Below are 26,471 nucleotides of genomic sequence, written 5' to 3'. Positions count from 1 at the left end.
CCGCAACTCTGGGCGCTCTGGTTTCACCATCGGATACTTCCAGAGAACGCCGGTCGGGCAGGCGCTGCAACCCCGGCCCCGACGACACCCTCCTACTGGGAAAGTGCCCGGCCCAGCGAGCCGCGGACGGCTGCGGCGCGGTCGTCCCTACCCTCGCCGACAGGGGTGGCCGGCAGGGTTGTTGCACCAAGGGGGCCCGGTGGGAGTGGAGCGCGCGGTGGCCGTGCGGCCGGTTTCGGAGTTGCTCGTCGAGAACTCCGTGCGCCACGGCGGGAAGGTCGCGTTCGCCGACGACCGGCGTGCGGTGGGCTGGGCGGACCTGGAGCGCAGGACCGGCCGGCTGGCGGCCGGGCTGGGCGTGGGCCGCGCCGCCCGGGTGGCCTTCTGCCTGGACGACGGCGTGGAACTGGTCGAGGGGCTGCTCGCCACGGTACGGGCCGGTGCGGTCGGGGTGCCGCTGAGTTCCCGTGCGACCGACGCCGAACTCGCCGGGCTGCTGGCCGACTGCCGTCCGGCCGTACTGGTCACCGACCGGCACCAGCTGCCACGGATCACGCGGCTGACGGCCGACCGGACCGTCCGGCTGCTGGTCACCGGCGAGGGGCCGGTGCCCGACGGGGTCGCCGCCTGGGAGGCGCTGGCCACGCGGCCGTCGTCCGCTCCCCCGGACGACCTCGGCCTGGACGAGCCGGCCTGGCTGCTCTACACGTCCGGGACCTCCGGCACCGCCAGGGCGGTCGTCTCCAGCCAGCGGTCGGCGCTGTGGTCCGCCGCCGCCTGCTATCTGCCCCGGCTCGGGCTGTCGGCGGCCGACCGCCTCCTGTGGCCGCTGCCCCTGTCGCATGCCTACGCCCACTCGCTCTGCGTCCTCGGCACCACCATGGCCGGGGCGAGCGCCCGGATCACCACGGCCCGGGAACCGGCCGCCCTGGTCCGGCTGACCGACGCGTACGCACCGACCGTCCTGGCCGGGGTCCCCCTCACCTACCGGCAGCTGCTGGACGCCGGGCTCGGGGCCGTGCCCTCGCTGCGGCTGTGCGTCACGGCCGGCGCGCCCAGCGACCCGGAGCTGCGGGAGGAGGCCGAGGCACGGTTCGGTGCCCCGCTGCTGGACGGCTACGGCAGTACCGAGACCTGCGGCAAGATCGCCGTGGAGGCGCCGGCCGGGCCACGGGCGCGCGGCGGCAGCGGGCTGCCGCTGCCCGGCATGGAGGTGAGGATCGCCCCGGCGGAGGGGGCCGGCGGGGACGGCGAGATCTGGGTCCGCGGCCCGGGCGTCATGCTCGGCTACCACGACCGGCCCGAGGAGACCGCCGCCGCCCTGCGCGACGGCTGGTACCGCACCGGTGACCTGGGCCGGCTCGACGAACACGGGTTCCTGACCGTCACCGGCCGGGCGGGCGACCGTATCGTGCGCGGCGGCGAGAACGTCGACCCGGCCGAGGTGGAGCGGGTGCTGTGCGCGCTGCCCGGGGTGCGGGACGCGGCCGTGGTCGGGCGGGCCCATCCGCTGCTCGGTGAGGTTCCGGTGGCGTTCGTGGTACCGGACCGGCCGGACCTCGATCCGGTGCCGCTGCTGCGCGCCTGCGCCGCGGTGCTCTCCGCGCACAAGGTGCCCGAGGAGGTGCTGCCGATCCCGGCGGTCCCGCGCACCTCCGGCGGCAAGCCGCGCCGGGCCCTGCTGCGCCGGGCGCTCACCGACCGCCCGGCCGATCCGGGACTCGCCGGGCTTGCCGGACGGACCCCGGGTGAGCGGCGGGCCGCGCTGACCGACCTGGTGTGCGCGGAGACGGCGGCGATCCGGGGCGGCACCGCCGATCCGGGCACGGCGTTCGCCGATCTCGGGCTGACGTCGATGGACGCGATGACCCTGTGGCACCGGCTCGGCACCCGCACCGGGCTGCGGCTGCCGGCGACGCTGGTCTGGGACCACCCGAGCCCCGCCGCGGTCGCCGCCCACCTGGACGCGCGGCTGCACGGGACGGCGGAACCCGTGGCGGCGCCGCGCCGCGCTCCGGAGGCCGAACCGGTGGCGATCGTGGCGGCCGGCTGCCGCTTCCCGGGCGGGGTGAGCTCCCCCGAGGACCTCTGGCGCCTGGTGGCCGAAGGGCGCGACGCCACCGGTGAGTTCCCGGCCGACCGGGGCTGGGACCTGGCGTCGCTGCACCATCCCGACCCGGACCGGCCAGGGACGACGTACACCCGTCGCGGCGGGTTCCTGGACGGGGTCGCGGACTTCGACCCGCTGTTCTTCGGCATGTCACCGCGCGAGGCGCTGGCCACCGATCCCCAGCAGCGGCTGCTCCTGGAGGTCGCCTGGGAGACCTTCGAACGGGCCGGTGTCCCGGCACCGCAGCTGCGCGGCACCGACACCGGTGTGTTCGTCGGCCTGATGCACGCCGGCGGGTACGGCCGCGGCGGGGTGCCCGGCGAGCTGGAGGCCCAGCTGGGCATCGGCTCCTCGCCGAGCGTGGCGTCCGGCCGGATCGCCTACACCCTGGGGCTGCGCGGTCCCGCGCTGACGCTGGACACGGCGTGTTCGTCCTCGCTGGTGGCGCTGGACCTGGCGGCCCGGTCGCTGCGGGCCGGGGAGTGTGGGCTGGCACTGGCGGGCGGGGCGACGGTGCTGGCGAACCCGCAGCCGTTCGTGGTGTTCAGCCGGCTGCGCGGGCTGTCTGCGGACGGGCGCTGCCGGTCCTTCGCCGCGGGCGCGGACGGCACCGCCTGGGCCGAGGGCGTCGGTCTGGTGCTGCTGGAGCGGCTGTCGGACGCCCGCCGCAACGGCCATCCGGTGCTGGCGGTGCTGCGCGGTTCGGCCGTCAACTCGGACGGCGCGTCGAACGGGCTGACCGCCCCCAACGGCGCGGCGCAGCGGGACCTGATCCGGCGGGCGCTGGCCGACGCGGGGCTGGACGGGGCCGACGTGGACGCGGTCGAGGGGCACGGCACGGGCACCGCGCTCGGCGACCCGATCGAGGCGAACGCCCTGCTGGCGACGTACGGACAGCACCGGGACCCGGCCGACCCCGTGTGGCTGGGCTCGGTGAAGTCGAACCTGGGCCACACCCAGGCGGCGTCGGGGATGGCGGGCCTGATCAAGATGATCGAGGCCATGCGCCACGCCCGGCTGCCCGCCTCGCTGCACGCGGAGCGGCCCTCTCCGCACGTCGACTGGTCGGCTGGGGCGGTACGGCTGCTCGACCGGGCCCGCCCGTGGCCGCGCCGCGGCCGGCCGCGCCGGGCGGCGCTCTCGTCGTTCGGCATCGGCGGCACCAACGCCCACGTGATCATCGAGGAGCCGGCGGACGCCGACACGGCGGGCGCGACGGCGACCACCGGTGCGGCACCGGCCCCGTCACCGGCCCGCCGGCTGCCGCTCATGCCCTGGCTGGTGGGCGGGAACGACGCGGCCGGACTGCGCGCGCACGCCGCGCGGCTGGCGGCGGAGCTGGCCGGCGTACGGGAGGACGCGGAGGCCCTGGACGTCGCGTTCTCACTGGCCACGACCCGGGCACCGATGGCCCACCGGGCGGCCGTGTTGGCTCCGGACGCCGAAGGCCTGCTCCGGGGGGTGCGTGACCTGGCCGCCGGCACCGACGGTCCGGCACTGCTGCGGGGCACCGCGCGTCCGCGCCCGAAGGTGGCCCTCCTGTTCCCCGGCCAGGGAGCCCAGCGCCCCGGCATGGGCCGCGACCTGCGGGCGGCCTTCCCGGCCTTCGACGCGGCGTTCACCGGCCTGTGCGAGGAGTTCACCCCGTGGCTGGACCGCCCGCTGCTGGAGGCGATCGACGACCCGGGCCTGCTGGACCGGACCGACTACGCACAACCCGCGCTGTTCGCCTACGCGGTGGCTCTGCACACCCTGCTCGCCGGCCTCGGCGTACGCCCGGACCGGCTGACCGGGCACTCCGTCGGCGAACTGGCCGCCGCTCAGGTGGCCGGGGTGTTCTCCCGTGCCGACGCGGTACGGCTGGTCGCCGCGCGCGGCAGGCTGATGGCGGCCCTGCCCGCCGGCGGCGCGATGATCGCGGTCCGGGCGCCGCTGGCCGAGGTGGCGCCGCTGCTCGACGGGGTACCCGGGCGGACGGTCGCGGTCGCGGCGGTCAACGGGCCGGACTCGGTCGTACTCTCCGGGCCCGAGGACGCGGTGGCCGCGCTGGCCGCCGCCGTCGGACGGCCGCAGCACCGGTTGCGGGTCAGCCATGCCTTCCATTCGCCGCTGCTGGACCCGGTGCTGGCCGAGTACCGCGCGGTCGCCGAGTCGGTGACCTACCGGCCGCCGTCCGTGCCGGTCGTGTCCACGCTCACCGGACGCGCGGAGACCGACGCGCTGGCCACGGCCGAGCACTGGGTGCGGCAGGCGCGCCAGACGGTCCGGTTCGCCGACGCGGTGGGCGTGCTCGCCGAGGACGGCGTCACGGCCTTCGTCGAGGCCGGGCCGTCCGCCGCGCTCGGCGCGGCGGCCGAGGACTGCGTCGGGCCGGACGCGGGCGCGGTGTTCGCGTCGTGCGCCGACTCCCGGACCACCCTGGAGACGCTGGCCGCGCTGCACGTCCACGGGACCGGGGTGGACTGGCGGGCGGTGTACGCCGGCTCCGGTGCCCGGCGGCGCCCGCTGCCCACCCACCCCTTCCGGCGGCAGCGCTACTGGCTGGACTCCGTGCGGCGGCCGGCCGGGGCCGGCCATCCGCTGCTGGGCGAGCCGGTGCCCGATGCCGACGGGCCCTCGATCCGGCACACCGCCGTGCTGTCCCTCGACCGCCAGCCCTGGCTTGCCGACCACGTGATCGACGGCCGGGTCGTGGTGCCCGCGACCGTCTTCGCCGAACTGGCCGCCCGCGCCGACGGCTCCGCGGGGCCGGTCCGGCTGGCCGAACTGGCCCTGCACGCCCCGCTCGTGCTCGCTGCGGGGCAGGGGGCGCAGGTGCAGGTGGTGGCCGGGGCACCGGACGGGACGGGCGGGCGGCCGGTCACCGTCTGGGGCCGCCCGGCCGGCACGCCGGGCCCGTGGACCCGGCACGCCACCGCGACGACCGCCCCGGTGGCGGCGCCGCCCGGTGACGCCCCCGCAGCCTGGCCGCCGGCGGGCGTGGAGCGGGTCGGCGTCGACTACGAGCGGCTCGCCGGCCGCGGCCATCGTTACGGGCCCGCCTTCCGTGCGGTGACCGCTCTGTGGCACCGGGACGGCGAGACCTTCGCCGAACTGGCGCTGCCGCCCGGGGAGGCGGCGACCGCGCGTTCGTACACCCTGCACCCGGCCCTGTTCGACGCGGCCCTGCACGCCGCGCTGCTGGCCGAGGAACCGGGCGAGCCGAGGGCACCGCTGACCTGTTCCGGGGTGACGGTGCACGCGACCGGTGCCGCCGCGGCGCGCGCGGTCGTACGGCGGCTCGGCCCGGACGAGTTCCGCGTCACCCTCACCGACGGGGCCGGGCTGCCGCTGGCCGCCGTGGAGTCCGTGGTCACCCGGGCGGTCCCGGCGGCCGGGCCACCGCCGGGCGAGACCTACCGTCTCGCCTGGCGGCAGGTGCCGACCGGTACCGCGAGCCCGGAGCACGAGTTGCTCGACGTGGCACGGCTGGCCGCCGCCCTGCGCCCGGACGCGCCGCTGCCCGAGCGGGTGCGCGGGCTGCTCGGCGCCGTACTGGAGCGGGTGCGGGACTGGACGGCCGGCACACGGCCGGGGCGGCTGCTGGTGCTCACCGGGAACGCCACCGGAGACGCCCCCGACCTGGCCGAGGCCGCGGTCGCCGGGCTGGTCCGCAGCGCCGGGTCGGAACATCCGGGCCGGATCGTCCTGGTCGACCGGCGGGGCGTCGCGGCAACGGCGGCGGAGCTGACGGCGGCGCTGCGCACCGGTGAGCCGGAACTCGCCCTGCGCGACGGGGTCGCCACGGCGCCCCGGCTAACTCCCGTGGCTGCGCCGACCGCCGATGCCGCCCGCCTGGACGGCGAGGGGACCGTGCTCGTCACCGGCGGCACGGGGGCGCTCGGGGCGAGTCTGGCCCGCTACCTGGTCGCCGAGCGCGGGGTCCGGCACCTGCTGCTGGCCGGCCGCGACGGGAAGGTCCCGGACTGGGCGGGCGAACTGGCCGCCGACGTACGCGTGGTGGCGTGCGACGTGAGCGACCGGGCGTCCGTGGAGTCGCTGGTCGCGTCCTGTCGGCAGCCGCTCACCGCGGTCTTCCATCTGGCCGGGGTGGTGGACGACGGCGTGGCAGACGCCATGACGTCCGAGCGGCTCGCGGCCGTGCTCGCACCGAAGGCGGACGGTGCCTGGCATCTGCACGAGGCGACGAAGGACCTCGGGCTGGCCGCCTTCGTGCTCTACTCCTCGGCCGCGGGCGTGCTCGGCAGGCCGGGGCAGTCGAACTACGCCGCCGCGAACGGGTTCCTCGACGCGCTCGCCCGGTACCGGGTGGCCCGTGGCCTGCCCGCGCAGTCGCTGGCGTGGGGGCCGTGGACCACGGCGGGCGCGCAGGGCATGGCGGGGCGGGTGGCGCCGGACCGGCTGCGGGAGGGCGGTGTCCTGCCCGTCGGCGAGCGCGAGGGCATCGCCCTCCTCGATGCCGCGCTGCGCCATCCGGAACCGGTCCTGGTGCCGGTGCCGCTGGACGTGCGGGCCGCCGCGGGACCCGGCGCGCCGCCCGTCCTCGCCGACCTGCTGCCGCGCAGCCCGGCCACGGCCGACGCGGCACCCCTGGACGGCACCGCCCGGACGCCCGGTGCCTGGCGGGAGCGGCTCGCCGCCGTCGCGCCACCCGAACGCGCGCCTCTGCTGGCCGAGTTGATCCGCGCCGAGATCGCGGCTGTGCTCGGCTTCACGGACCCGTCCGACCTCCCCGCGGAACGCGCCTTCACCGAGCTCGGCTTCGACTCCCTGTCCGCCGTGCAGGTCCGCAACCGACTCAGCGCGTTCATCCGGGTCCGCCTGTCGCCGACCGTCGTTCTGGAGCACCCGACGCTGCCCGAGCTGACGGCACACGTCCACGGGGCACTGCTCGACGCGGGCGCCCTGCCGGGAACGGAGACCGAGGCGTCCGCCGCCGTCCGTGCCCGCCCGGCCGAGTGACCGTCCCGTCCGAACAGAACAAGAACGGAAGAGGAGTTCGCTGATGACTGCGCGAGACGTGCGGCCCAAGGCGTACGGGTCGTACGGGGAGTACGGGGAGTACGACCTGATCGTCGTCGGCGGCGGTCCGGCCGGGTCGACCGCCGCGACGGCCGTGGCGCGGCGCGGGCACCGGGTGCTCGTGCTGGAGCGGGAGACCTTCCCCCGCTACCAGATCGGCGAGTCGCTGCTGCCCGCCACCGTCCACGGCCTGTGCCGCCTCCTCGGCGTCGCCGACGAGGTCGCGGCGGCCGGGTTCACCCTCAAGCGGGGCGGGACCCTGCGCTGGGGCCGCGACCCGGAACCCTGGCAGTTCTCCTTCGCGACGACACCGCGGCTGCCGGAGCCCACCGCGACCGCCTTCCAGGTGGAGCGCTCCCGTTTCGACGAGATCCTGCTGCGCAACGCCGAGCGCGCCGGCGCCGAGGTACGCGAGGGCAGTGCGGTGCGCCGGGTCCTCACCGTGGGCGAGCGGGTGCGCGGTGTCGAGTACACGGACCGGGACGGCGTCCCGCGTACCGCGCACTCCCGGTTCGTCATCGACGCGTCGGGCAACACCAGCCGGATCCACGGCCGGGTGGGCGGGGCACGGGTGTACTCGGACTTCTTCCGCAACCTCGCCGTGTTCGGCTACTACGCGGGCGGCCGGCGCCTGCCGGCACCGAACGACGGCAACATCTTCTGCGCCGCGTTCGACGCCGGCTGGCTCTGGTACATCCCGCTGCGCAAGGACCTGACCAGCGTCGGTGCCGTGATCGCGCCGGAGCACTACGCGGCCGTCCAGCGCGACCCGCAGGCCGCGTGGCAGGACATGATCAAAGCCTGCCCCCAGGTCGGCCGGCTGCTCACGGGCGTACCGGTCGCGACCGAGCCGCCCTACGACCGGGTCCGGGTGCGCAAGGACTACTCCTACTGGAAGACGTCCCTGTGGGTCCCGGGCATGGCGCTGGTCGGCGACGCCGCCTGCTTCGTGGACCCGGTGCTCTCCTCGGGCGTCCATCTGGCCACGTACGGCGCCCTGCTGGCGGCCCGTGCGGTGAACGCGGCGCTGGAGGGCACGGTGCCCGAGGAGCGCGGGTTCGCCGAGTTCGAGGCGCGCTACCGCCGGGAGTACGGGGTGTTCTACGAGTTCCTCGTCGCGTTCTACGACATGGAGCGGGACGAGGACTCGTACTTCTGGTCGGCGAAGAAGATCACCCGGGTGGACGTCGACGAGGCCGCCGCCTTCGCCGAGCTGGCCGGGGGCGTGGCGTCGGGCGACACCGGGATTCCCGGCGCCGGCGGTCTCGGTGTCCGCTGGAGCGGCGCGGCGGCCGAACTGCAGGGCGCGGTGGGCCGGCTGACCGCCGCCGGCGATCGCGTGAACCCGCTCCTGACCACCCGGGTCGTCGCCGAGACCTTCCGCACCGGCAACGACCTCCAGGAACAGGCCCTGTACGGCGCTCCGCTGGACGGCCCGGCCCCCGCACCGTCCGGCCCCGGCCGCCTCGGGGTCACCGAGGACGGCCTGTCCTGGCGCCGGGCGTGACGCGAGGCGCGCTCACCGGCCGAACGGGCGCACCTCCGGCGCGGGGGCCGACAGGCCTTCCGCCTTCCCACCGCGCAGCCACCGGTCGAAGAAGGAGGTGAGGCAGGCCCGTTCGACGGAGATCGCGCGGGCCGGGGCGACGGTGCCGATGTTCTTGACGACCGTCGTCCGGGACAGCCCGAGCCGGTGGGCGATCTGCGGGATCAGCGCCTCCTCGTCGGTGAACGTGGCGTGCTCGGCGCCGCGCACGGTCAGGCCCTCGCGCGGGCCGCGGCTGTGCCGCCACAGGGAGTTCCAGGACGGGACCGTGCTCAGGTCGTTGCCGTCCTTGCCGAGCAGCAGGAAGGGCCGGTCGAGGCCCTCGGCCGCGACGGTGGAGAGGTGGCCGGAGTCGCTGTCGTCCGGGACGTAGGCGACGACGCCGTCCATGTTGGCCCCGGCCGCGATGCGCCGGTCGTCGTGCATCGTCTGGAGGGCGGTGAAGCCTCCTGCGGAGTGCCCGAACATGCCGATGCGGTCCGGGTCCAGGGTGCCGCGCAGTCCTCGGGGCAGCGCACGCGGCAGCTCGTCGAGCAGGAAGCGGGTGTCGGCCACCCGTACGTCGATCGTCTTCTTCAGGAGCGCCCTGATCCGCTTCCCGTCCGGGTAGGCCTTGGCGTACTCGGCGGGCAGTACGGTGCGTTCGACGCGGCCGCCGGGGAACTGGACGGCGGTGGCGTCGTAGGTGTGGTCGAGCATCACCACGACGTAGCCGCGGGAGGCGAGGTCGTCGCAGAGGGTGGTGCCGAGGGAGCGCGGGTCGCCGGTGCCGGGCGAGTAGCAGACGACCGGGTACGGGCCGTGGTCGCGTTCGGCGGGGGCGGCTTCGTGCGCGTGGGTCCGGGTGGCGGCCCAGTCGACCTTGTCGGCGGGCACGTCGGCGAGGTTGTTGACGGCGGTGAAGCCGGCGGCCTCCCCCGGCAGCATCTGCGGTGCCCGGGGGTGGCCGCCGGTGTCCCGCGCCGGGTACCGGATGCTGATCATCAGCTCCCGGTACGGCCGTGCCGTGATCCAGGGATCGGCGCGTGCCGTGTCGACGAGACGCAGGGAGACCGTCCCCACCGGATACGGGCCGCCGGGCGCGGGCAGGGTCAGCCGCACCGGCCCCGCCGCGGACGCCGCGAGCGGCGTGGCCGACGCGGTGCGCGCGGAGACGGCGGACAGGGCGGTGGCGGCGACGGTCGACAGCAGGGCGGTGCGGCGGGTGAGCAAGGCGTTCCTCCTTGGCCGTGCGGTCCGCGCGGCCGGCACGGGCCGCGCGGACCGCACGTGTTCGGCGACTCCTCCCAGCTTTGTGGACGGGCCCGGCCGCCACCATCCGGCAGGCCTGTCGTCACCCCGGGGGGTTAGCCCTACGCCCGGCCCTGCCACCGGTAGGTGGCGTAGGAGCCCGCCGGTACGGTCGTCACGAAGCTCTGGCCGCCGACGGTGACCCGGACCCTGCTGTCGGTGCTGTTGCCGTTGCCGAGGACGGTGACGTAGCCGCCGTCACGGGTGCGGTAGACCACGTTGCTGATGCCGTGTCCGGTGGCGCTGGACTCCAGGCGGACGTCACCGGGTGAGAGGTACTTCGCGAACTGCCCGAGCCCGTACAGCTCGTCGCGGACCGTGAACTTCCTCGTGCCGGTGTCGACGGTCACCAGCCGGTCCTTCCACTTGGTGGTGGCCGCGACCTGGTCCCAGTCGATGTTGTTGTCCCGGGCCGGTGTCCAGTGCAGGGTGCCGCCGTCCTGGTCGGTGGTCTGGGCCCACAGGATGTAGGAGCCGGCGTCCAGCCGGAAGTCGTCGAGGACGGTGGCGGGCGACAGGTCGCTGGTCTCCGTGAGCTGGACGGGCTTGCCGAACTCCTCGAACGCGTCGCGCATGACGGTCGGGTCGCCCCAGTAGGGGTGGAAGGCGATGGCGTCGGCCGCCTTGCGGACCTGTGCGCCGGTCACGGAGCCGTCGGGGGCGTCCTGGAAGATGCGGTAGTAGTTCTTGGTCGCCGTGCTGTTGGGGTCGTGCCAGTCCCAGAAGTTGAAGTCGTGCACGTAGAGCTGGGTGTCCAGGCGGGCGGCGCGCACTTCGCGCTTGATGGCGAGGGCCAGTTTCTGCTGCTGGGCGACGCTGATGTCCATGGCCGGGTAGACGACGTCCATGCCGGGCTCGTTGAGGAGGGTGAGCGCGTCGACGCGGATGCCGTGCCTGGCGTACGCCTGGACGTACTTGACGTAGTACCGGGCGAAGACCTCGATGCAGTCGTCCCGCAACTTGCCGACCTGGTAGTAGTCCGTGCTGCTGCCGGGCTTGAGGGCGACCTCGCCGAGGAAGCGGTCGTTCGTCTTCATCCAGGCCGGGGCGCTCCACGCCGACGCGAAGAACGTGGCGTGCGGGTTGTAGTGCTGGATGAGCTTGACGGTGTCGATGATGTGCAGGTCGATGTCCCGCTGCACGGAGAAGTGCTTGAGGCCGAAGTCCTCGGTGACGCCGGCGGGCAGGTCGTCCTCGGACCAGAACGGCAGGTGCTCGATGAGGTCGGGGCTGCCGATGGTCAGCCGGAACCGGTCGAGTCCGGCGCCGTGCTCGGGGTCGACCAGGAGCCGGACGGCTTTCGCCCGCTCGGCGGGGGTGAGCTTCCACAGGTTGGAGACGCTGGTCTCGTCCAGGGAGAAGCCGATGCCCGTGTACTTCTGCCGCAGCGCGGCCGGGTCGGCGACCACGGTGGCGTCGACGGCACCGCCCGGGTCCGTGCCGGTCCTGACGACGGGCAGGGGCTGCCAGGCCAGGGCGGCGCCGGTGGAGTAGGTGCCGGTCACGACCTGGCCGTGCCCGGTGCCGCCGGTCCCGGCCCGCCCGGACGGACTCGCACCCATGAGTGGCAGGGTCATGACAGTAACGGCCGCGATCGCGGTGATCGTACGTCTCACAGCAACTCCTCCGAGTGGACGACGACTTGCGATCCAAGCAATATCCGTGATGTTAAGTCAAGGTGTGAAGAAAGGGTTTCGGGAGCAGCGGTGCCGACGCCCGGCAGGCCGCCGGGCGCCGGCGGGCCGTCAGTTCGCGGCCGGTGCCGGTACGGACCGGGTGAGGTGCCGGGCGAAGAACCGGGCCGCGCTGTCGGCCTCGAACCTGGGGTGTTCCTTGTGCCTGCCCGCATTGGCGTGCAGGGTCTTCTCCGCGGAGGCGAAGGCGTCGAACAGGGCGAGACCGGCCTCGCGCGGGATGTGCTCGTCGTCCCACTGGAGATGGAACTGGACCGGGACAGTGATCCGCCGGGCCGGTGCGGCCAGGGCGTCGGGCCAGTGGAGGCCGAGGACCGCGGCGGTGATCCGTGGCTCGGCCGCCGTCAGCGGTACCCCGATCGCGGTGGCCATGTTGAGGCCGTAGTAGCCCACCGGTCCGTCGGCGCCGATCTCGGGGAGCGTCTGGAGGGCGTCCAGGGCCGCCTGCCACTCGGGCACGGCGCGCTCGGCCAGGTCGGCGTTGTAGCGGACGACGATCGGGCCCTCCGGCTCGCCCGCCTCGCGTGCCCGGTAGAGCGCGGCGATCTCCTGTTCGTCGTACGGTGTGCGCGGCCGGTCGCCGTGACCGGGCGCGTCGATGCAGGCGACGTGGAACCCGCAGCCGTGCACGATCCGGTGGGCGCGGCCGGGCATCGCCGGCCACTTCTTGTGGGTGCCGCCGCCGTGGCCCATCAGGACCAGGGGCGCGCGCCCGGAGGCGGACGCGGGCGACCAGAGCACGCCGGGGATCCCGCCGACGGTGAAGTCGCGTTCGAGGACTCCGCCGGACGACGTCTCGGCGGTGAACTGCACAGAATGCATGGGGTGTTGCCTTTCGGGACGGCCTTGTCGTTCAGGCGCTCCCGGCGACACCTACGTCGATCGCCCGACCGTGACGGAGCGAGGGAGCACCCACGCGGATACAGCGTTCATGGGTGTCACCTCCTCGGACGACGTCACGGCCCCACGGACGTTACGCACGCAGGGATGCACGCGTCCAACGGATTTCCCCGCCCGCCACCCCGCCCCCACCCCCGTTCGTCCGTTCGCCCGTTCGCCCGTTCGTCCAAGGGCCGCCGGTCTTTGTCCATGGACGGCGCAGCCGTCGGCGGCGAGGGTCGGTGCATGGGTGGATCCGCGGTCGAGGACAGGTACCGGCCGATGCGGGAGCGGATGCCGGGCGGGCTGGTCGCGCTGGCGCTCGGCGGCTTCGGCATCGGACTGACCGAGTTCCTGATCGCCGGGCTGCTGCCGCAGGTGGCGTCGGGTCTCTCGGTGTCGGAGGCGGCGGCGGGTCGGCTGGTCTCGGGGTACGCGCTGAGTGTGGCCGTCGGCGCGATCGTGCTCACCGCGGCGACGGCACGGCTGCCCCGCAAGCGGGTCCTGGTCGGCCTGGTGGTGCTGTTCGTCGTCGGCAACCTGCTGTCCGCGGTCGCGCCCACGTACGGCGTGCTGCTGCTCGGGAGGATCGTCGCCGCACTCTGCCACGGCTCGTTCTTCGGCGTCGGTTCCCTCGTCGCCCGGAGCCTGGTCGCCCCGGAGCGCAGGTCCCGGGCGGTGGCCGTCATGTTCGCCGGGCTGACGGTCGCGAACGTGCTGGGTGTGCCGTTCGGCGCGCTGGTGGGCGAGCGCTGGGGGTGGCGTGCGGCGTTCTGGGCCGTCACCGGGATCGGCGTGCTCGCACTGGCCGGGATCGCCGCCCTGGTGCCGGCCGGGGCGGGGGCGGTGCCGGGGGACGTGACGGGCGGCGGTCTGCGGGAGCAGCTGCGCGCGTTCCGGTCCGCGCAGGTGTGGCTCACCCTCACCGCCACCGCGCTCGGCTACGGCGGGATGTTCGGGGCGTTCAGCTACATCGCCTACACCTTCACCGAGGTCGGCGGCTTCTCCTCGGCCGATGTCCCCTGGCTGCTGATGGTGTACGGCGTCGGCCTGGTCGTCGGGAACGTGGTCGGCGGGCGGGCGGCGGACCGGGACCGGGACCGCGCGCTGGTTCTCGCGCTGCTCTCGCTGACCGTCACCCTGGCCGTGTTCGGTCTGCTGGCCGGCAGCGCCCCCGCCTCCGTGCCGCTGGTGTTCCTGATGGGCGTGACCGGGTTCGCCGCGGTACCCGGCATGATCACCCGGGTGACGGACGCGGCCGGCGGCGCGGCGCTGGCCGCGAGCGCCAACGTGTCCGCGTCCAACGTCGGCAACGCCCTCGGCGCCTGGCTCGGCGGCCTGGTCATCACGGCCGGCCTCGGCTACACGGCGCCGCTGTACACCGGCGCCGCGCTCACCCTGGCGGCGCTGACCGTCATGGCCGTCGCCGCGTGCCGGGCCGCTGCTCCCTCCGGGCCGTGCGGTCGACGGCCCGTCAGGCGCCCAGGCGGTTGATGTCCTTGCTGTACAGCACCCTGCTCTCGGTCACACCCGGGCGGGTCAAGGCCAGCATGGCGCGGCCGAGGTGCTCGGTGGTCGTGGTGTGGGCGGGCAGGAGCCGGTGCAGCAGGGGGTAGAGCCAGGAGGTGAGGGTGTACATGACGCGGTAGGAGCGGGTCCGGGAGACCGCTCCGTGGCGGGGCTGGATGTAGCCGGGGCGGAACATGTACGCGTTCATCGGCAGGGCGAGCAGCTCGTTCTCGGTGCGGCCCTTCACCCGTGCCCACATGGTGCGGCCCTGCTCGGTGCTGTCGGTGCCCTCGCCGGAGACGTAGGTGAAGGTCGGTCCGGGACTGGCGGCGAGTACGGCGTGGGCGGCGGCGAGCGTGAAGTCGTGGGTCACGCGGGTGTACTCGGCCTCGGTCATGCCCGCGGAGGAGACGCCGAGGCAGTAGAAGCAGGCGTCCAGGCCGGACAGCCGGCCGTCGAGGGCGGACAGGTCGGTGAAGTCGTCGTGGGCGACCTCGGTCAGCTTGGGGTGGGTGATGCCGAGCGGGCGGCGGCCCACCACCAGGACACTGCCGACGGTGGGGTCCAGGAGGCAGGCGCGCAGGACGCCCTGTCCGACCATGCCGGACGCACCGAACACGACGACGTTCACGAAGATCTCCGTTGCTGGGAGGCGGTGTCCGGCGCGGGACCGGACGTCCACCAGGCGGGGGCGCAGGCGACGGCCGCGTCGACCAGGTCGTCCTTGGTGACGGACGGGTCGTCGAGCCAGGCCCTGATGGCCCCGGCGAACCCGTGGGCCATGAACTGGGCGACGACCTGCCGGTCGGCACCGTGCGGGCCGGGCTGCCCCGCGCGGGCCAGGAACGCCAGGGTGTACTCGCCGAAGTGCCGTACGAGTGCCTCGTAGACACCGCTGTCCGCGGGGTCGGCGAGGGAGTTGCGGTAGACGTCCAGGAACCGTTCGACGTGGTCGGCGACCTCCGCCGTGGCGAGGCGGAGCAGTTCCCGGTCGGAGTGCCCGCCCTGGGCCCGCAGCTCGGCCTCCCGGCGGTGGCCGCGTTCCAGGTCGGCGTGGAGCACCTGGATGAGCGGGTCCAGTGGGGTGCTGTAGCGGTTGTAGAAGGTCGCCCGGGTGACGCCCGCCCGGTCCGCGAGCTCGGCGACGGTGATCCCCGAGACGGGACGCGCCGAGGCCAGTTCCACGACGGCCTGCTCGAAGGCGCGGACCGTTCGGGTGACGCGCGGATCGGTCCGGTCGTTCAGAGCACTGCCCTCCTGGTGCCGCCCTCCTGGGCCGGGCCGTTGCGCGGCCACTGCGACGATGCTTTTATACATCTGTCAAATAGATCGGCGCAACCGCTGGAGGCACCCCTCATGGCCGCCCACACCTCCGTCTCACCGCAGGAGGCCGCCGACCGGCTGGCCATCCGCGAGCTGGTCGACGCCTACGCCCACTGCGCGGACCGGCGGGACGCCAAGGGCCAGATGAGCCTGTTCACCGAGGACACCCGCTTCCTGGTGTTCATGGACGCCACGGCGGCGGAGCCGACGCAGGAGCTGCACGGCCGCGACTCGCTCGCCCCGGTGTTCGACAACCTCAACACGTACCGGACGACGACCCACTTCAACGGCCAGAGCACCGTCGCCCTGGACGGGGACCGCGCGACCGGTGAGAGCTACTGCCTGGCCCACCATCTCTCGGTGGGGGACGACGGGCGGCGCACGCTGATGGTCGCGTCCATCCGCTACCTCGACGAGTTCGTCAGGCAGGACGGGGAGTGGCTGTTCGCCGAGCGCCGGCTGCTGGTCGACTGGACGGAGACCCGCCCGTCGACGCCCTGAGCGGCGTCAGACCGGCAGCCGGTGGATGAACCAGTCGCGGGCCAGGTGTGCGACGCGCTCCAGGGTGCCGGGCTCCTCGAAGAGGTGGGTCGCGCCGGGGACGACTTCGAGGCGGGTCTCGCCGGGGATCCGCCGCGCCGCCGCCCGGTTGAGCCGCAGGACCTCGCGGTCGCGTCCGCCGACGATCAGGAGCGTCGGCGCACGGACGGACGCCAGCGCGTCCACGGCCAGGTCCGGCCGTCCGCCCCGGCTGACGACCGCGCGGACCGTCTCCGCACGCGCGGAGGCGGTGACGAGCGCGGCGGCCGCCCCCGTGCTGGCGCCGAACAGCCCGCACCCCAGGCCCGCGGTGGGCTCGTACTCCCCGACCCAGTCGGCGAGGCCGGTCAGGCGGGCGGCGAGCAGGCCGATGTCGAACCGCAGCGCCCCCGTGACCGCGTCGGCCCGCTCCTCCTCGCGGGTGAGCAGGTCGGCGAGGACGGTGCCGATCCCGGCCGTGTGCAGTTCGCCGGCGACGAAGCGGTTACGGGGACTGTGCCGGCTGCTGCCGCTGCCGTGCGCGAACAGCACGACCCCTGCGGCCGCCTCGGGGACGCCCACGTCGGCGTCGAGCCGCACCCCGGCCACGCATATCGACACGCTCTCCACGACCGCGTTCACCAGCCCTCCTCACCTGCGCAGATACCAGACATGAAACACCATAAATGCGATCAAATGGTTCATACCCTCGTGGACAACGGAGGAACAGGTCAGCCGTCCGCGGGCGGGGCGGCACGATGCGGGGCACCGGATTACCGACGTGGCCCCCGCCTTCGGCAGGATGGGCGCCATGACCGAGATCCGCACCCCCCGCCTGCTCCTTCGTCGCTGGTACGACGACGACCTCGCGCCGATGGCCGACATCAACGCGGACCCGCGCGTCATGCGCTGGATCGACGACGGCTCGGTGCTCGACCTGGAGGACACGGCCACGGCCATCGAGGAGTGGGAGGAGGAGTGGGACGAGGAAGGGTTCGGGCTCTTCGCCGTCGAACTGCTGGCCTCGGGTGAGCTCGCGGGCTTCACCGGTCTGTCCGTGCCCGGCTTCCTGCCGGAGGTGATGCCCGCCGTAGCGGTCAGCTGGCGGTTCGGCTCCCAGTTCTGGGGCCAGGGGTACGCGTCCGAAGCCGCCCACGCCACGCTGGAGTTCGCCCTCCAGGACCGCGGCCTCGACCGCGTCATCAGCATCAGCCGGGTGGGGGACGGCGCCTCGGAGAACGTCATCCGCAAGCTCGGCATGGTTCCCGAGCGAGAGACGGTGCACCCGGTCTACGCCCATCCCCTCCGCGTTCACTCCATCGACCTGACGGAGTTCCGGGCGTGACCTTGGCCGCACCGGCCGACCCCCACAGCTCCTGGGACCTGGCGGTCGGCGGACCCGAGGCCGACCATCCAGAACGGGCCCCGTGCCGAGCGGCACTCGCCCAGGCGGCCGGTTCGTAGAGGGCCGAGGTTGCCGTGGGCCGTCCCGGCCTGCGGGAGGGGTCAGTCCGTGAGAAACATGCCGCGTCGCAGCCCGAGCTCGGCCTCGGCCACGGTGCGCGGCATGTCCGCCGTGGGCACCCTGCGGTGGTCGGCGCTGGTGTTGATGTACGCGCTGGCGCCGTCGATCGCGACGAGGATGCGGGTGGCGGCTCCCCAGGGATCCGCGCAGGCGAAGAGCCCGGCCGCGGCCCCGGCGGCGATGAGCTCTTCCAGACGCCGGCACCACAGCAGTTCCTGCTTCGTCACGTGCTCGCGCAGCACCGGACGGTAGCGCGACAGGTGCCGTGCGTTGAGCCAGAGCTTGCTCACGTCGTCGAAATCGGCGCTCGACGTGAGGCCGAAGAGCCTCCGGAAGGCGTGTAGAGGGTCGTCCGGCTCGGGCGGCAGCAGGCTGTCGAGTTCCTTCATCGTGGCGTGGGTGAACGCCTCGGCCACCAGCTCGTCCGCGGCGGGGAAGTAGTGGCCGACGAGTCCGGGCTGGACACCGAGCTCGTCGGCGACCCGGCGCAGGGTGACGCACTCCAGGCCTTCGGTGAGCCCGATCCGCGACGCCGTGGCGACGATCTCGTTGCGGCGTTCGGCCGGCGCCTTGCGGACGCGCTTGCCCGGGGCTCTTGACGTCATACGGCCAATGCTATTGAGTGGGCGACCAATAAAGCAATTGGTCGTATGCCCAATAAGCGGGTCGATGTCCGCCCGGGACCGCCGCTCGCTGCGGACCGCGGCCGGCGCAGCACTGTCAGGAGATCCACGTGACCGACTCCCCCACCGATGCCGGTGAGCTTGGCCGTCTTCGTGGGCCCGCGTGGATCCGGGCGGTGATCGTCGCCTCCCCCGGCCCCGCAGCGAGCTCGCAGACCTCGCACCGGCCCTGCACACCGAACGGCTCGCCGTGATCCGCTGCTCGGCGCCACCCACACCCTCAACGGCGCCGGCGACGACCTCGCGGCTTGGCGTCAGGAACAACTCGGCGGTGTGGAGCACGCGTTCGAGGCCATCGGCAGTCCGAAGGTGATCGAGTCGCTGCCCGGCATGCTCGCCTCCGGCGGCGCCGCAGTGAACTCGTCGGCCGAACCCTCCCGTTGAGCGAGGCCGCCCAGGCGTTCGACGACCTCAGGTCCTCCGCCGGGTTGCGGACCGTCCTCCAACCCTGACCAGCTTCCTTCCCCCCCCATCCCCCTGCCACTTGGAGGCACCATGTACGCCGTCACCGACCCGGCCACCGGCGAGATCGTCGAGACCTACCCGACCGCCACCGACGCCGAGATCGCCGCGGCCCTCGATGCCGCGCACGCCGCCGGCGCCTGGGGCCGGTCCAGCTCCGTGGCCGAACGCGCCGCGCTGCTGCGCCGCCTGGGCGACCTGCACGCCGAGCACGGTGCCGAACTCGCCGCGAGCATCGTGCGGGAGATGGGCAAGCCGCTCGCCGAGGCGGAGGGCGAGGTCGGCTTCTGCGTCGACATCTACCACTACTACGCCGACCACGCCGAGGAGTTCCTCGCCGACGAGGTTCTCGACGTCACCTCCGGCCCCGGCACCGCCGTCGTCCGGCGTGGTCCCGTCGGCGTCCTGCTCGGCATCATGCCGTGGAACTTCCCGGCCTACCAGGTCGCCCGGTTCGCGGCCCCCAACCTGGCCGTGGGCAACACCATCGTCCTCAAGCACGCCCCGCAGTGTCCCGCCACGGCGGCGCTGCTGGAGCGGCTGTTCGCCGAGGCCGGCTTCCCGACGGGCGCGTACGTCAACGTGTACGCCACCAACGAGCAGATCGCCGACATGATCGCCGACCCCCGCGTGCACGGCGTCTCGCTCACCGGCTCCGAGCGGGCCGGGGCCGCCGTCGCCGAGATCGCCGGCCGGCACCTGAAGAAGGTTGTCCTGGAGCTCGGCGGCTCGGACCCGTTCGTGGTGCTGTCCACCGACGACCTGGACACCGTCGTCGAGGCCGCGGTCGCCGCCCGCCTCGACAACACCGGCCAGGCCTGCAACGCCGCCAAACGGTTCGTGGTCGTGGCGGACCTGTACGACGCGTTCGTGGAGAAGTTCACGGCCCGGCTCCTCGACTCCGCCACCGGGGCCCCGCTCTCCTCGGCAGCCGCCGCCGAGACCCTCGCCCGGCAGGTCGGCCAGGCGGTGGCGGAGGGCGCCACCCTCCACGGCTCCGGCGAGCGGCAGGGCGCCTACTTCCCGGCGGGCGTCCTCACCGGCCTGACCACCGAGCACACGGCGGCCCGCCAGGAACTGTTCGGACCCGTCGCCATGGTCTTTCCGGCCGCCGACGAGAACGACGCCGTCCGGATCGCCAACGACACCCCCTACGGCCTCGGCTCCTACGTCTTCACCACCGACCCCGAGCAGGCCACACGGGTCGCCGACCGCATCGAGGCCGGCATGGTCTTCGTCAACGGCGTCGGCGCGGAAGGCGCCGAGCTGCCCTTCGGCGGGGTCAAGCGCTCCGGCTTCGGCCGGGAACTCGGCCGCCTCGGCATCGAGGAGTTCACCAACAAGAAGCTGATCCGCACGGTGGCCTGAACGGCACGGCCGATCAGCGGGGCCCCGGGCGGTGCCGGACGGCACCTCGCGCGGGGCCCGCGCCGCCTCTTCGCGGACGTCTCCGACCCGCGCCTGACGCGGAGCCGGGGCGCACGAGCCGGGGGCCTCCGAGGTGGCTGAACGTTCTCCGTCGCTCACTCGCGGCGACCGGCGGCGCCTCCCGATCGTTCGACGACCGCGACGCCCGGTCCGTCCACTCCGGGATGCCGTCGTGCGGCGGGCCTGCCGGCACCAGGTCGGCAAGGCCCCCAGGCTTCGGACATCCGCACCGCGCGATCTCCCCGATGCCCGCGCGCCGTCGCTTCGCCACGTACCCGTGGCTGCGGTGTTCCAGGCCGCAGCCGACGCCGCATGTGCGCAGCAGGCGTTCCGTGTTCGTGACGGGTTCCTGCGCCTTGGCGGTCGGCGGCAGCTCGCGGTGTCGCGGGGCTGCGGTTCGGCTCAACTTCGTTGCTGCGACGGTGCGTTGACAGTGGGCGGGATCGGCGCGACGGTGAGGGTTCGTGTTGGGCCCCGAGAGCGGAGGTCGTCACTTGGCCGGTTCGTCAGCACCTCGCTCGGACACCGATCTCGTCGAACGCGTACGCGCGCTCCAACCCCTCATCCGCTCGCACGCCTTGCGCGCGGAGCAGCAAGGGCGAGTCACCGAGGAGGTCGTCGAGGCTCTCGCGGGCGCCGGGATACACCGTATGAACGTCCCCCGCCGCCATGGGGGTTACCAGAGCTCGCTGCGCACGCAGGTCGACGCGCTGAGCGAGGTCTCCGCCGCGTGCGGGTCGGCCGGGTTCATGGCGTTGATCCAGGCCGGGTGCGCGTTCATCGCGGCCCTGTTCCCCGACCAGGCACAGGACGAGATCTTCACCCATCCCGATGTGCGGGTGGGTGGCACGCTCATCCCCGGCTCGAAGGCCGTTGCGGTGGACGGCGGTTATGTGGTGAGCGGGAACTCACCCTTCGCGACCGGCTGTCAGGACGCCGAGTGGCATCTGCTGACCGCGTCGGCCGACACCGGACAGGGGCCGCCGGAGATGCTGTGGCTGGCGGTCCCCATGACCGATCTCAAGGTCCTGGACGACTGGAACGTCTCCGGCCTGGCCGGAAGCGGCAGCAACACCGTCGTGGCCCAGGAGGTTCACGTACCCGCCCATCGCGTACTGCCGGTCGGGCCGTTGCTGGCGGGCGCGTTTCCGTCGCGGCGCGCGGGCGCCGACCCCTTCTACCACATGCCGGTGCTGATGCTGTTCTGCGCCTGGACGGCCGCGAACGCCCTCGGTCTGGCACGGGCGGCTCTGGCGGAGTTCGGCGACCGCATCCATCAGCGCGGGATCACGTACACCTTCTACGAGCGCCAGCACGAGGCCCCGGTGACGCATCTCCAGTTCGCCGAGGCCGCGATGAAGGTCTCCGCCGCGGAACTGCTCGCCGCCGACTTCGTGGGGCTGATCGAATCCCGGGTGACCGGCGGAGAGCCCTACACGGCCCAGGAGCGGTCCCGGATCAGGGCGCAGTGCGGATATCTGGCGCGGTTGTGCAAGGAGGCCGCGGATCTGGTCGGGTCCGCTTCGGGTGCCTCTTCCCTGCACCGGGAGGTGCCGATCCAGCGGATCGTGCGGGACCTCAACGCCCTGAACCTGCATTCGTTCGTCAATCCCGCCGCCAACCTGGAGTTGTACGGCAGGGTGCTGTCAGGGCTCGACGCCGGGACGCCGTTCCTCTAGTGCCGCGTTCCTCCGGCGCCTACCGGTGCCGGCTGTCCGGGCACGGGCCGCGTCGGCGTCCCGGTCGCCGTGGGTGTGGTCGGCTCAGGGCTCCGGGTTCAGGCAGGACGGCAGGGGGCCCGCGGCAGGGGGCGGGGCGGCCAGGCAGGCGGCGGCACGTTCCGGGCCCAGGAACGGAGCGAGCACGGAGAAGGCCAGGCCCGGCAGCAGTGCGGGCAGTTCAGCGGTCCGGCCGGTGGCTATGCGTCGGTATATCGCGGAGTACACACCGCCGACCACCGTGTCGACCAACTCCTCCTCAGAAACGGGGAGTTCCAGGACGGGCAGGTCGGTGAACCAGTCCCGGAAGCGGGTCAGCAGGTGTTCGCGGGCCTCTCGTCCGGCAGGGCCCACCGCGTCGATCTCGACGATCGCCATCGCCGCGAACGCGGGTGCCTCGGCGAGGATCACCAGCAGCGCGCCGAGGCCGGCGCGCACCTGCCCCGGCCAGTCGCGGGCCTGGGCACGGGCTTCCTCCATCGCGGCGAAAACCAGGGAGGTGCCGTGATGGTGAGCGGCGAGGAAGGCGTCCTCCTTCCCCTTGAAGAGCTCGTAGAAGACCGGTCTGGTCACGCCGGCGGCCTGGCAGATGTCACTGACCCGGGTGCCGGCGTAGCCGACCTGGGCGACGGTGCGGACGAACCCGTCGAGCAGCCGGTCCCGTTGGTTGGCGGCGACCGCCTCCGGCGAGGTACGGCGCGGACCCCGCCGCAGCGAGCGCTCCGGGTCGCGCCCCCTGCGGGTACCGGGCAACACCAGCGGAGGCGGCACCGGCGAACCTGCTGCCATCCCAGGCCCCTTCTCACGACGTCACGTGTCATGCCTTGACGTTGAATACTCGTCAGGTTTACAACCTTCACAGGTTTTCTTCTCACGCGGACCTGCGGTGGACGACCTGCTGGAGCCGTCAGTGTCACGCACCCGCAAGGCGCCAACAAGTGCACCGGCGTCCCTGACGCCGGGTCAGCCATCAGCAACGCGCACCGGTCCGGCAGTCCGCCACCCGGGACCGCCATGCCCGGGCCACCCGTCCTTCGCCATGTCCGGGACGGGCGCCCCTTCGTCATACCACCCGCACGCCCGAAAGAGGACTCCCGCATGCGCAGAATCGGTGTCTCCGCCTTAGCCGTCACCGCCGCTCTGTCCGCCCTGACCCTCCTTCCGGCCGCCTCGGTGTCGGCGGCCGGCTCCGTGCTCACCTACGGGAGCGCCGGCGGCAACGCGGTCTCCGTGGGCGACGTACTCACCGCGTCACTGGCGAGCGGCACCAAGGCCACCCTCGCCACGGCCAGCGGTGGCTCCACCGGCATCACCTGCACCGGCTCGTCCCTGTCCGCCACGGTGACGTCGAACCCCGCCGCCCCGGGCACCGCGACCGAGTCCGCGACCTCCCAGACCTTCAGCGGCTGCTCCAGCAACGTCTTCGGCGTCACCGGCGTGCAGAGCGTCACCGTCAACAACCTGCCCTACACCACGTCCGCCGCCTCCGGCGGCGCCGTGACCGTGACCCCGGCCTCGGGCAGCACCATCCAGACCACGGTGGTCCTCTCGACCCTGCTGGGCACCGTCAACTGTGTCTACCGGGCGTCCGGTCTCTCCGCGGTGAGCTCCAACACCGCCAACAGCCTGACCTTCACCAACCAGGCCTTCACCAAGGCGTCCGGTTCGTCCCTGTGCGCGGCGAGCGGATACTTCACGGCCGCCTACGCGCCGGTCGTCGACAGCAGCGTCAGCGGCTCCCCGGCCGTGTACACCAACTGACCGCCGGCCGGCAGAAGGGACCGACGCTCCGTCCGGAGGTCCGGCCCGCCGCCCCTGTGACGGCCGGCCGGACCTCCGGCACGCGAACCTCGCCCACCCGTTCGACTGCACGGCAATCCTGTCGTACCTGGTGGCCACCGCCCGGTTGCGCTTGAGGCGGTTGCTGCCGCAGTCGACGGCGTGGCGCCCGCTGCAGTCGGACTTGTCGAACGTCGGAGACCGACCACCGCCGCACCCTCGATGACGAAGGCCTTGGTCGACAGCCCGTCTCTCCACGGAGATGCGCAGGTCAGTCGAACATGGCGCAGTTGATCGCGTCCATCAGGGCCGCGCCGGTCTGGTGCGCCTGCTTGGTGGGGAGAGTGGACGTGGCGAAGAAGAATGCGGCCGTGCGACGGCCGGTGGAGTCGGTGACGTTGTAGGTCGCATAACCCGGGACGACGCCGACGTGGTCCCAGACCGTGCCACAGGAGGTCTTCGCCGTCTCGATGCCCAAACCGTAGGCGAGCTCGTCCGGGTCCCCCGACCCGTCCTCCGGCACCGTGGTGCGCATCTCGGCCAGTTGGGCGGCGGGCAGCAGGCGGCCCGACATCAGCGCGCCGTAGAAACGGGACCAGTCACCGGCGGTGGACACGATCGCGGCATCCGCTCCGTCGGCCGTGACGTAGTCGCCGGTGACGTCCACGTGTTCGTCGTGCTGCGGTCCGGCGTAGTTCCTGAACTCCTCGGGGACGTCCGGCGGCATGTGGGCGGCGTCCGGTTCGTAGCCGTGCGCGTGCCGGTCGTGCCAGGCGGAGCCGGTGGCGTAGAAGGTGTGCCGGAGCCCCAGGGGTCCGGCGATCCGGTCCCGTACCAGCGCGGCAAGGCTTTTGCCGGTGGCTTTCTCCAGGACGGCGCCGATCGCGATGTAGTTGGTGTTGCTGTACGACCACTCGGTGCCGGGCTCGAACAGTGCCGGGTGTCTGCTCACCAGGCTCAGGATTTCCGTCGACGTCCATACATGGGAGTCCCGGCCGGTGAGGGCCGGTGCGAGGGCGGGGTCCTCGGTGTAGTCGAACAACCCGCTGGTGTGGTTCAGCAGCATGCGCAGGGTGATCGCCTGGCCGTTGCGCACCTGGCCGGGCAGCCACTTGTCGACCGGGTCGGTGAGGGCGAGTCTGTGCTCGGCGACCAGTTGCAGGACGAGGGTGGCCATCACCGTCTTGGTGTTGGACGCCTCTCGCACCTCGTCGTCCGCCCTGAGCCGATGGTCCTTCTTCGTCCAGGCGGCCTGCTCGGAGATCTCGATGGGCCTGCCATGACCGTCGTCCACCCGCACGATCACCCCAGGCACCCCTTCTTCCACCAGCTTCCTCGCCAACTCACGCAGGTGGCCGCGTGTCGTGGCAGTGCCGTCCTGTCGGACCGCCGCCCCCACGTGGATCGTGTGCGCACTCGACGGGGTCGCAGCGAGGGGCACGACGAGGGCCGCGGCCACCGCAACTGCTGCTACTGCGCGAAACCCCGTCAGTCGCGGGCGGCGCCGAACACGCTCATTCACACGCAATTCATGCTCCTTCGAGAATCCGGGAAGACCGTCGGGCACGATCGGCGTACGGGGAGGAGAACACGGCACTCCGCCCGGCGAGTTGTCGCCCGGCCGTCGGGCGAAGCCGGCTCCGGAGGCCCCTGCACGGACCTGGAAATCCTTCGGAGGGTAGCCGAAGCCGGGGTGAGGAAGATGAGTATCAGTTACTCAATCGTGTTTCCCTGGGTGGAGTCGGTGAAATGAGCGGGACGTTCTACAAGGTCCAGTTCCGCACCGAGGTCACGCGAGGTGCGGCCGGCGAGCGGCCGCGGACGAACCGCGTCACCGTCCACGGCGTGCCACGTTCGATCACGACGTCGTGGACGGTGACGCTGTTGGGGTGATCCGTGGGTAGCCGCGCGGGGCGATGTCCCGTGCTGATCCGTCGTCCTGGGGCCGGGCCGACCAGCAGGGTCAGGCCTTCCCCTTGCTGATCACCCACTTGCCGTGGATCCAGTTGCCGACCTGCTCGTAGCCGGAGCGGAAGGAGCCGAGCCAGTCCAGGGTCAGGTTCGCCTCGGCCGTGGACTCGACCGAGGTGTAGCTGGAGGGGTCGTCGGCCGAGCCGCCCGTGGTGTTCTCGGCGATGGCCGGGAAGGGGTACGTGGGCCGGGACGAGGTGACCTTGCCGGTGCTGTCGACCGTCGAAGTCAGCAGGCTCGCCGGGGCCTTGCCCTGGGTGACCCAGTCGGTGATCGCGGTCAGCGCGTCCAGCTTGTCCGGACCCTGGCCGCCGCCGCAGTGGGCGACGCCGGGGAGCAGGAACAGCCGGGCGAAGTCGGTGGTGGCCGCCTCGCCGCCCATGGCTTTCTCAACCGCCTTGTAGTAGGCCATCGTTCCGACCGCCGGGATGTGCTGGTCGCCCAGGCCGTGCCAGAGGATCAGCTTGCCGCCGGCCTTCTTGAAGGCGCTGAGGTCGGGGTCCGTGGCGTCGTAGATGCCCGCGCCCAGCTCCATGACCTTCCTGTAGTAGGCGGCCGTGAACTTGATGTCCTTGTAGGTGAGGGCCGGCTGCGGGCTGTCGAAGATCTGGTAGCGCAGGGTTTCGCGCACGAAGTTCTGGTCACCGGTGGTGCCGGTCGCCGTCGTGGGCACGATGATGCCGGCCCAGTTCAGTTCCGAGCCGCGCAACTGGTAGCCCGGATAGAGGAGTCGACCGTGCTCGTCGGTCGGGCCGGAGTAGATGCGGCGCAGTGTGGTGACCTGGTCGGCGGTCAGGCAGTAGTTGTCGGACGTCGAGGTCTGGCCTACCTTGCACTGGATGCTCGCCGGGTCCCAGGTGCAGGCCAGCGGGTCGGCGATGATGCCGTCGGCCGGTGCATCGCACCGCCGGCCCCGTCGCGACAGTCGCAAAACGAACACAAGCAGCGGACCTCGGTTTCCGGGAGATTTCCGGCGGCTGTGAGTGCCGGAAGCGATGGTCACGAGTTGGGTC

19 protein-coding genes are annotated in these 26,471 nt (G+C 73.1%); 9 read left to right on the top strand and 10 right to left on the bottom strand.

Annotated elements, in window-relative coordinates; all coding sequences use genetic code 11:
• Positions 1 to 199: 199 nt before the first annotated feature.
• Together ACIQVL_RS37675 and ACIQVL_RS37670 are read left to right on the top strand one after the other, a co-directional pair.
• Positions 200 to 7,072 carry an SDR family NAD(P)-dependent oxidoreductase gene (locus ACIQVL_RS37675; protein WP_403477604.1) on the top strand — a complete coding sequence of 2,291 codons (6,873 nt, stop codon included), beginning with the start codon at positions 200 to 202 and terminating at the stop codon, positions 7,070 to 7,072.
• A 43-nt stretch (positions 7,073 to 7,115) separates the two neighbouring features.
• A complete protein-coding gene (locus ACIQVL_RS37670; protein WP_403477603.1) occupies positions 7,116 to 8,639 on the top strand; it encodes a tryptophan 7-halogenase in 1,524 nt (507 codons plus the stop codon).
• Positions 8,640 to 8,651: 12 nt separating this feature from the next.
• Here the strand turns inward: ACIQVL_RS37670 and ACIQVL_RS37665 are convergent, their stop codons facing one another.
• The 3 genes from ACIQVL_RS37665 to ACIQVL_RS37655 all read right to left on the bottom strand — a co-directional run bounded on the left by ACIQVL_RS37665 (position 8,652) and on the right by ACIQVL_RS37655 (position 12,484).
• Entirely contained in the window at positions 8,652 to 9,890 is a 1,239-nt protein-coding gene (locus tag ACIQVL_RS37665; RefSeq protein ID WP_403425455.1) for an alpha/beta hydrolase family protein, read from the bottom strand.
• A 140-nt stretch (positions 9,891 to 10,030) separates the two neighbouring features.
• Entirely contained in the window at positions 10,031 to 11,584 is a 1,554-nt protein-coding gene (locus tag ACIQVL_RS37660) for a glycoside hydrolase family 30 beta sandwich domain-containing protein (protein WP_403477602.1), read from the bottom strand.
• 129 nt (positions 11,585 to 11,713) lie between these two features.
• The gene (locus ACIQVL_RS37655) at positions 11,714 to 12,484 is read right to left on the bottom strand and encodes a dienelactone hydrolase family protein (RefSeq protein WP_403425459.1); all 771 of its coding nucleotides are present in this window, start codon (positions 12,482 to 12,484) and stop codon (positions 11,714 to 11,716) included.
• A gap of 351 nt (positions 12,485 to 12,835) precedes the next feature.
• On the opposite strand from ACIQVL_RS37655, the gene ACIQVL_RS37650 reads away from it, so the two are divergent.
• Positions 12,836 to 14,035, top strand: coding sequence for an MFS transporter (locus ACIQVL_RS37650; protein WP_403477637.1), 1,200 nt, complete (start codon positions 12,836 to 12,838; stop codon positions 14,033 to 14,035).
• Here the strand turns inward: ACIQVL_RS37650 and ACIQVL_RS37645 are convergent.
• Together ACIQVL_RS37645 and ACIQVL_RS37640 are read right to left on the bottom strand one after the other, a co-directional pair.
• Complete coding sequence (locus tag ACIQVL_RS37645; RefSeq protein ID WP_403425461.1) at positions 14,016 to 14,681, bottom strand: epimerase; 666 nt, start codon at positions 14,679 to 14,681, stop codon at positions 14,016 to 14,018. The genes ACIQVL_RS37650 and ACIQVL_RS37645 overlap by 20 nt on opposite strands.
• Entirely contained in the window at positions 14,678 to 15,346 is a 669-nt protein-coding gene (locus tag ACIQVL_RS37640; protein ID WP_403477601.1) for a TetR/AcrR family transcriptional regulator, read from the bottom strand. Before ACIQVL_RS37640 ends, ACIQVL_RS37645 begins: the two co-directional genes overlap by 4 nt.
• A 60-nt stretch (positions 15,347 to 15,406) precedes the next feature.
• Here ACIQVL_RS37640 and ACIQVL_RS37635 point away from each other — a divergent pair, with 60 nt between their 5' ends.
• Positions 15,407 to 15,874, top strand: coding sequence for a nuclear transport factor 2 family protein (locus ACIQVL_RS37635; RefSeq protein WP_403425465.1), 468 nt, complete (start codon positions 15,407 to 15,409; stop codon positions 15,872 to 15,874).
• Positions 15,875 to 15,880: 6 nt separating this feature from the next.
• On the opposite strand, the gene ACIQVL_RS37630 is transcribed toward ACIQVL_RS37635, so the two are convergent.
• Complete coding sequence (locus tag ACIQVL_RS37630; protein ID WP_403425467.1) at positions 15,881 to 16,534, bottom strand: dienelactone hydrolase family protein; 654 nt, start codon at positions 16,532 to 16,534, stop codon at positions 15,881 to 15,883.
• Between the two features lie 169 nt (positions 16,535 to 16,703).
• Here ACIQVL_RS37630 and ACIQVL_RS37625 point away from each other — a divergent pair, with 169 nt between their 5' ends.
• Positions 16,704 to 17,237 carry a GNAT family N-acetyltransferase gene (locus ACIQVL_RS37625; protein ID WP_403477600.1) on the top strand — a complete coding sequence of 178 codons (534 nt, stop codon included), beginning with the start codon at positions 16,704 to 16,706 and terminating at the stop codon, positions 17,235 to 17,237.
• Between the two features lie 161 nt (positions 17,238 to 17,398).
• Here the strand turns inward: ACIQVL_RS37625 and ACIQVL_RS37620 are convergent, their stop codons facing one another.
• Positions 17,399 to 18,022 (bottom strand): TetR/AcrR family transcriptional regulator, encoded by a 624-nt coding sequence (locus ACIQVL_RS37620; RefSeq protein WP_403477599.1) that lies wholly within the window; start codon positions 18,020 to 18,022, stop codon positions 17,399 to 17,401.
• A 573-nt stretch (positions 18,023 to 18,595) separates the two neighbouring features.
• Between ACIQVL_RS37620 and ACIQVL_RS37615 the strand changes: the two genes are divergently transcribed.
• Positions 18,596 to 19,930, top strand: a complete 1,335-nt coding sequence (locus ACIQVL_RS37615) for an NAD-dependent succinate-semialdehyde dehydrogenase (RefSeq protein WP_403477598.1) — start codon at positions 18,596 to 18,598, stop codon at positions 19,928 to 19,930.
• A 524-nt stretch (positions 19,931 to 20,454) separates the two neighbouring features.
• Complete coding sequence (locus ACIQVL_RS37610; protein WP_403477597.1) at positions 20,455 to 21,669, top strand: acyl-CoA dehydrogenase family protein; 1,215 nt, start codon at positions 20,455 to 20,457, stop codon at positions 21,667 to 21,669.
• Between the two features lie 84 nt (positions 21,670 to 21,753).
• Here the strand turns inward: ACIQVL_RS37610 and ACIQVL_RS37605 are convergent, their stop codons facing one another.
• Positions 21,754 to 22,497, bottom strand: coding sequence for a TetR/AcrR family transcriptional regulator (locus ACIQVL_RS37605; protein ID WP_403425477.1), 744 nt, complete (start codon positions 22,495 to 22,497; stop codon positions 21,754 to 21,756).
• Between the two features lie 309 nt (positions 22,498 to 22,806).
• Here ACIQVL_RS37605 and ACIQVL_RS37600 point away from each other — a divergent pair, with 309 nt between their 5' ends.
• Positions 22,807 to 23,469 (top strand): Tat pathway signal sequence domain protein, encoded by a 663-nt coding sequence (locus tag ACIQVL_RS37600; RefSeq protein WP_403425479.1) that lies wholly within the window; start codon positions 22,807 to 22,809, stop codon positions 23,467 to 23,469.
• 289 nt (positions 23,470 to 23,758) lie between these two features.
• Here ACIQVL_RS37600 and ACIQVL_RS37595 read toward each other — a convergent pair whose 3' ends face one another.
• On the bottom strand, positions 23,759 to 24,802 hold the full coding sequence (locus tag ACIQVL_RS37595) for a serine hydrolase domain-containing protein (RefSeq protein ID WP_403477596.1): 1,044 nt from the start codon (positions 24,800 to 24,802) through the stop codon (positions 23,759 to 23,761).
• Positions 24,803 to 25,236: 434 nt separating this feature from the next.
• Here ACIQVL_RS37595 and ACIQVL_RS37590 point away from each other — a divergent pair, with 434 nt between their 5' ends.
• Positions 25,237 to 25,380: a hypothetical protein gene (locus ACIQVL_RS37590; RefSeq protein WP_403477595.1), complete on the top strand. Its 144-nt coding sequence runs from the start codon at positions 25,237 to 25,239 to the stop codon at positions 25,378 to 25,380.
• Between the two features lie 70 nt (positions 25,381 to 25,450).
• On the opposite strand, the gene ACIQVL_RS37585 is transcribed toward ACIQVL_RS37590, so the two are convergent.
• Positions 25,451 to 26,398 (bottom strand): tannase/feruloyl esterase family alpha/beta hydrolase, encoded by a 948-nt coding sequence (locus ACIQVL_RS37585; protein WP_403477594.1) that lies wholly within the window; start codon positions 26,396 to 26,398, stop codon positions 25,451 to 25,453.
• Positions 26,399 to 26,471 lie beyond the last annotated feature (73 nt).

This window comes from Streptomyces sp. NPDC090499 (assembly GCF_044769305.1).
Taxonomy (GTDB): Bacteria; Actinomycetota; Actinomycetes; order Streptomycetales; family Streptomycetaceae; genus Streptomyces.
This window is presented reverse-complemented; position numbering and strand designations above follow the sequence as displayed.

Coding starts and splice junctions, on each gene's coding strand:
- ACIQVL_RS37605 (WP_403425477.1), bottom strand. CDS start 22,497: ATGGCAGCAGGTTCGCCGGTGCCGCCTCCGCTGGTGTTGCCCGGTACC.
- ACIQVL_RS37625 (WP_403477600.1), top strand. CDS start 16,704: ATGACCGAGATCCGCACCCCCCGCCTGCTCCTTCGTCGCTGGTACGAC.
- ACIQVL_RS37590 (WP_403477595.1), top strand. CDS start 25,237: ATGAGCGGGACGTTCTACAAGGTCCAGTTCCGCACCGAGGTCACGCGA.
- ACIQVL_RS37635 (WP_403425465.1), top strand. CDS start 15,407: ATGGCCGCCCACACCTCCGTCTCACCGCAGGAGGCCGCCGACCGGCTG.
- ACIQVL_RS37650 (WP_403477637.1), top strand. CDS start 12,836: ATGCCGGGCGGGCTGGTCGCGCTGGCGCTCGGCGGCTTCGGCATCGGA.
- ACIQVL_RS37620 (WP_403477599.1), bottom strand. CDS start 18,022: ATGACGTCAAGAGCCCCGGGCAAGCGCGTCCGCAAGGCGCCGGCCGAA.
- ACIQVL_RS37600 (WP_403425479.1), top strand. CDS start 22,807: ATGCGCAGAATCGGTGTCTCCGCCTTAGCCGTCACCGCCGCTCTGTCC.
- ACIQVL_RS37670 (WP_403477603.1), top strand. CDS start 7,116: ATGACTGCGCGAGACGTGCGGCCCAAGGCGTACGGGTCGTACGGGGAG.
- ACIQVL_RS37655 (WP_403425459.1), bottom strand. CDS start 12,484: ATGCATTCTGTGCAGTTCACCGCCGAGACGTCGTCCGGCGGAGTCCTC.
- ACIQVL_RS37615 (WP_403477598.1), top strand. CDS start 18,596: ATGTACGCCGTCACCGACCCGGCCACCGGCGAGATCGTCGAGACCTAC.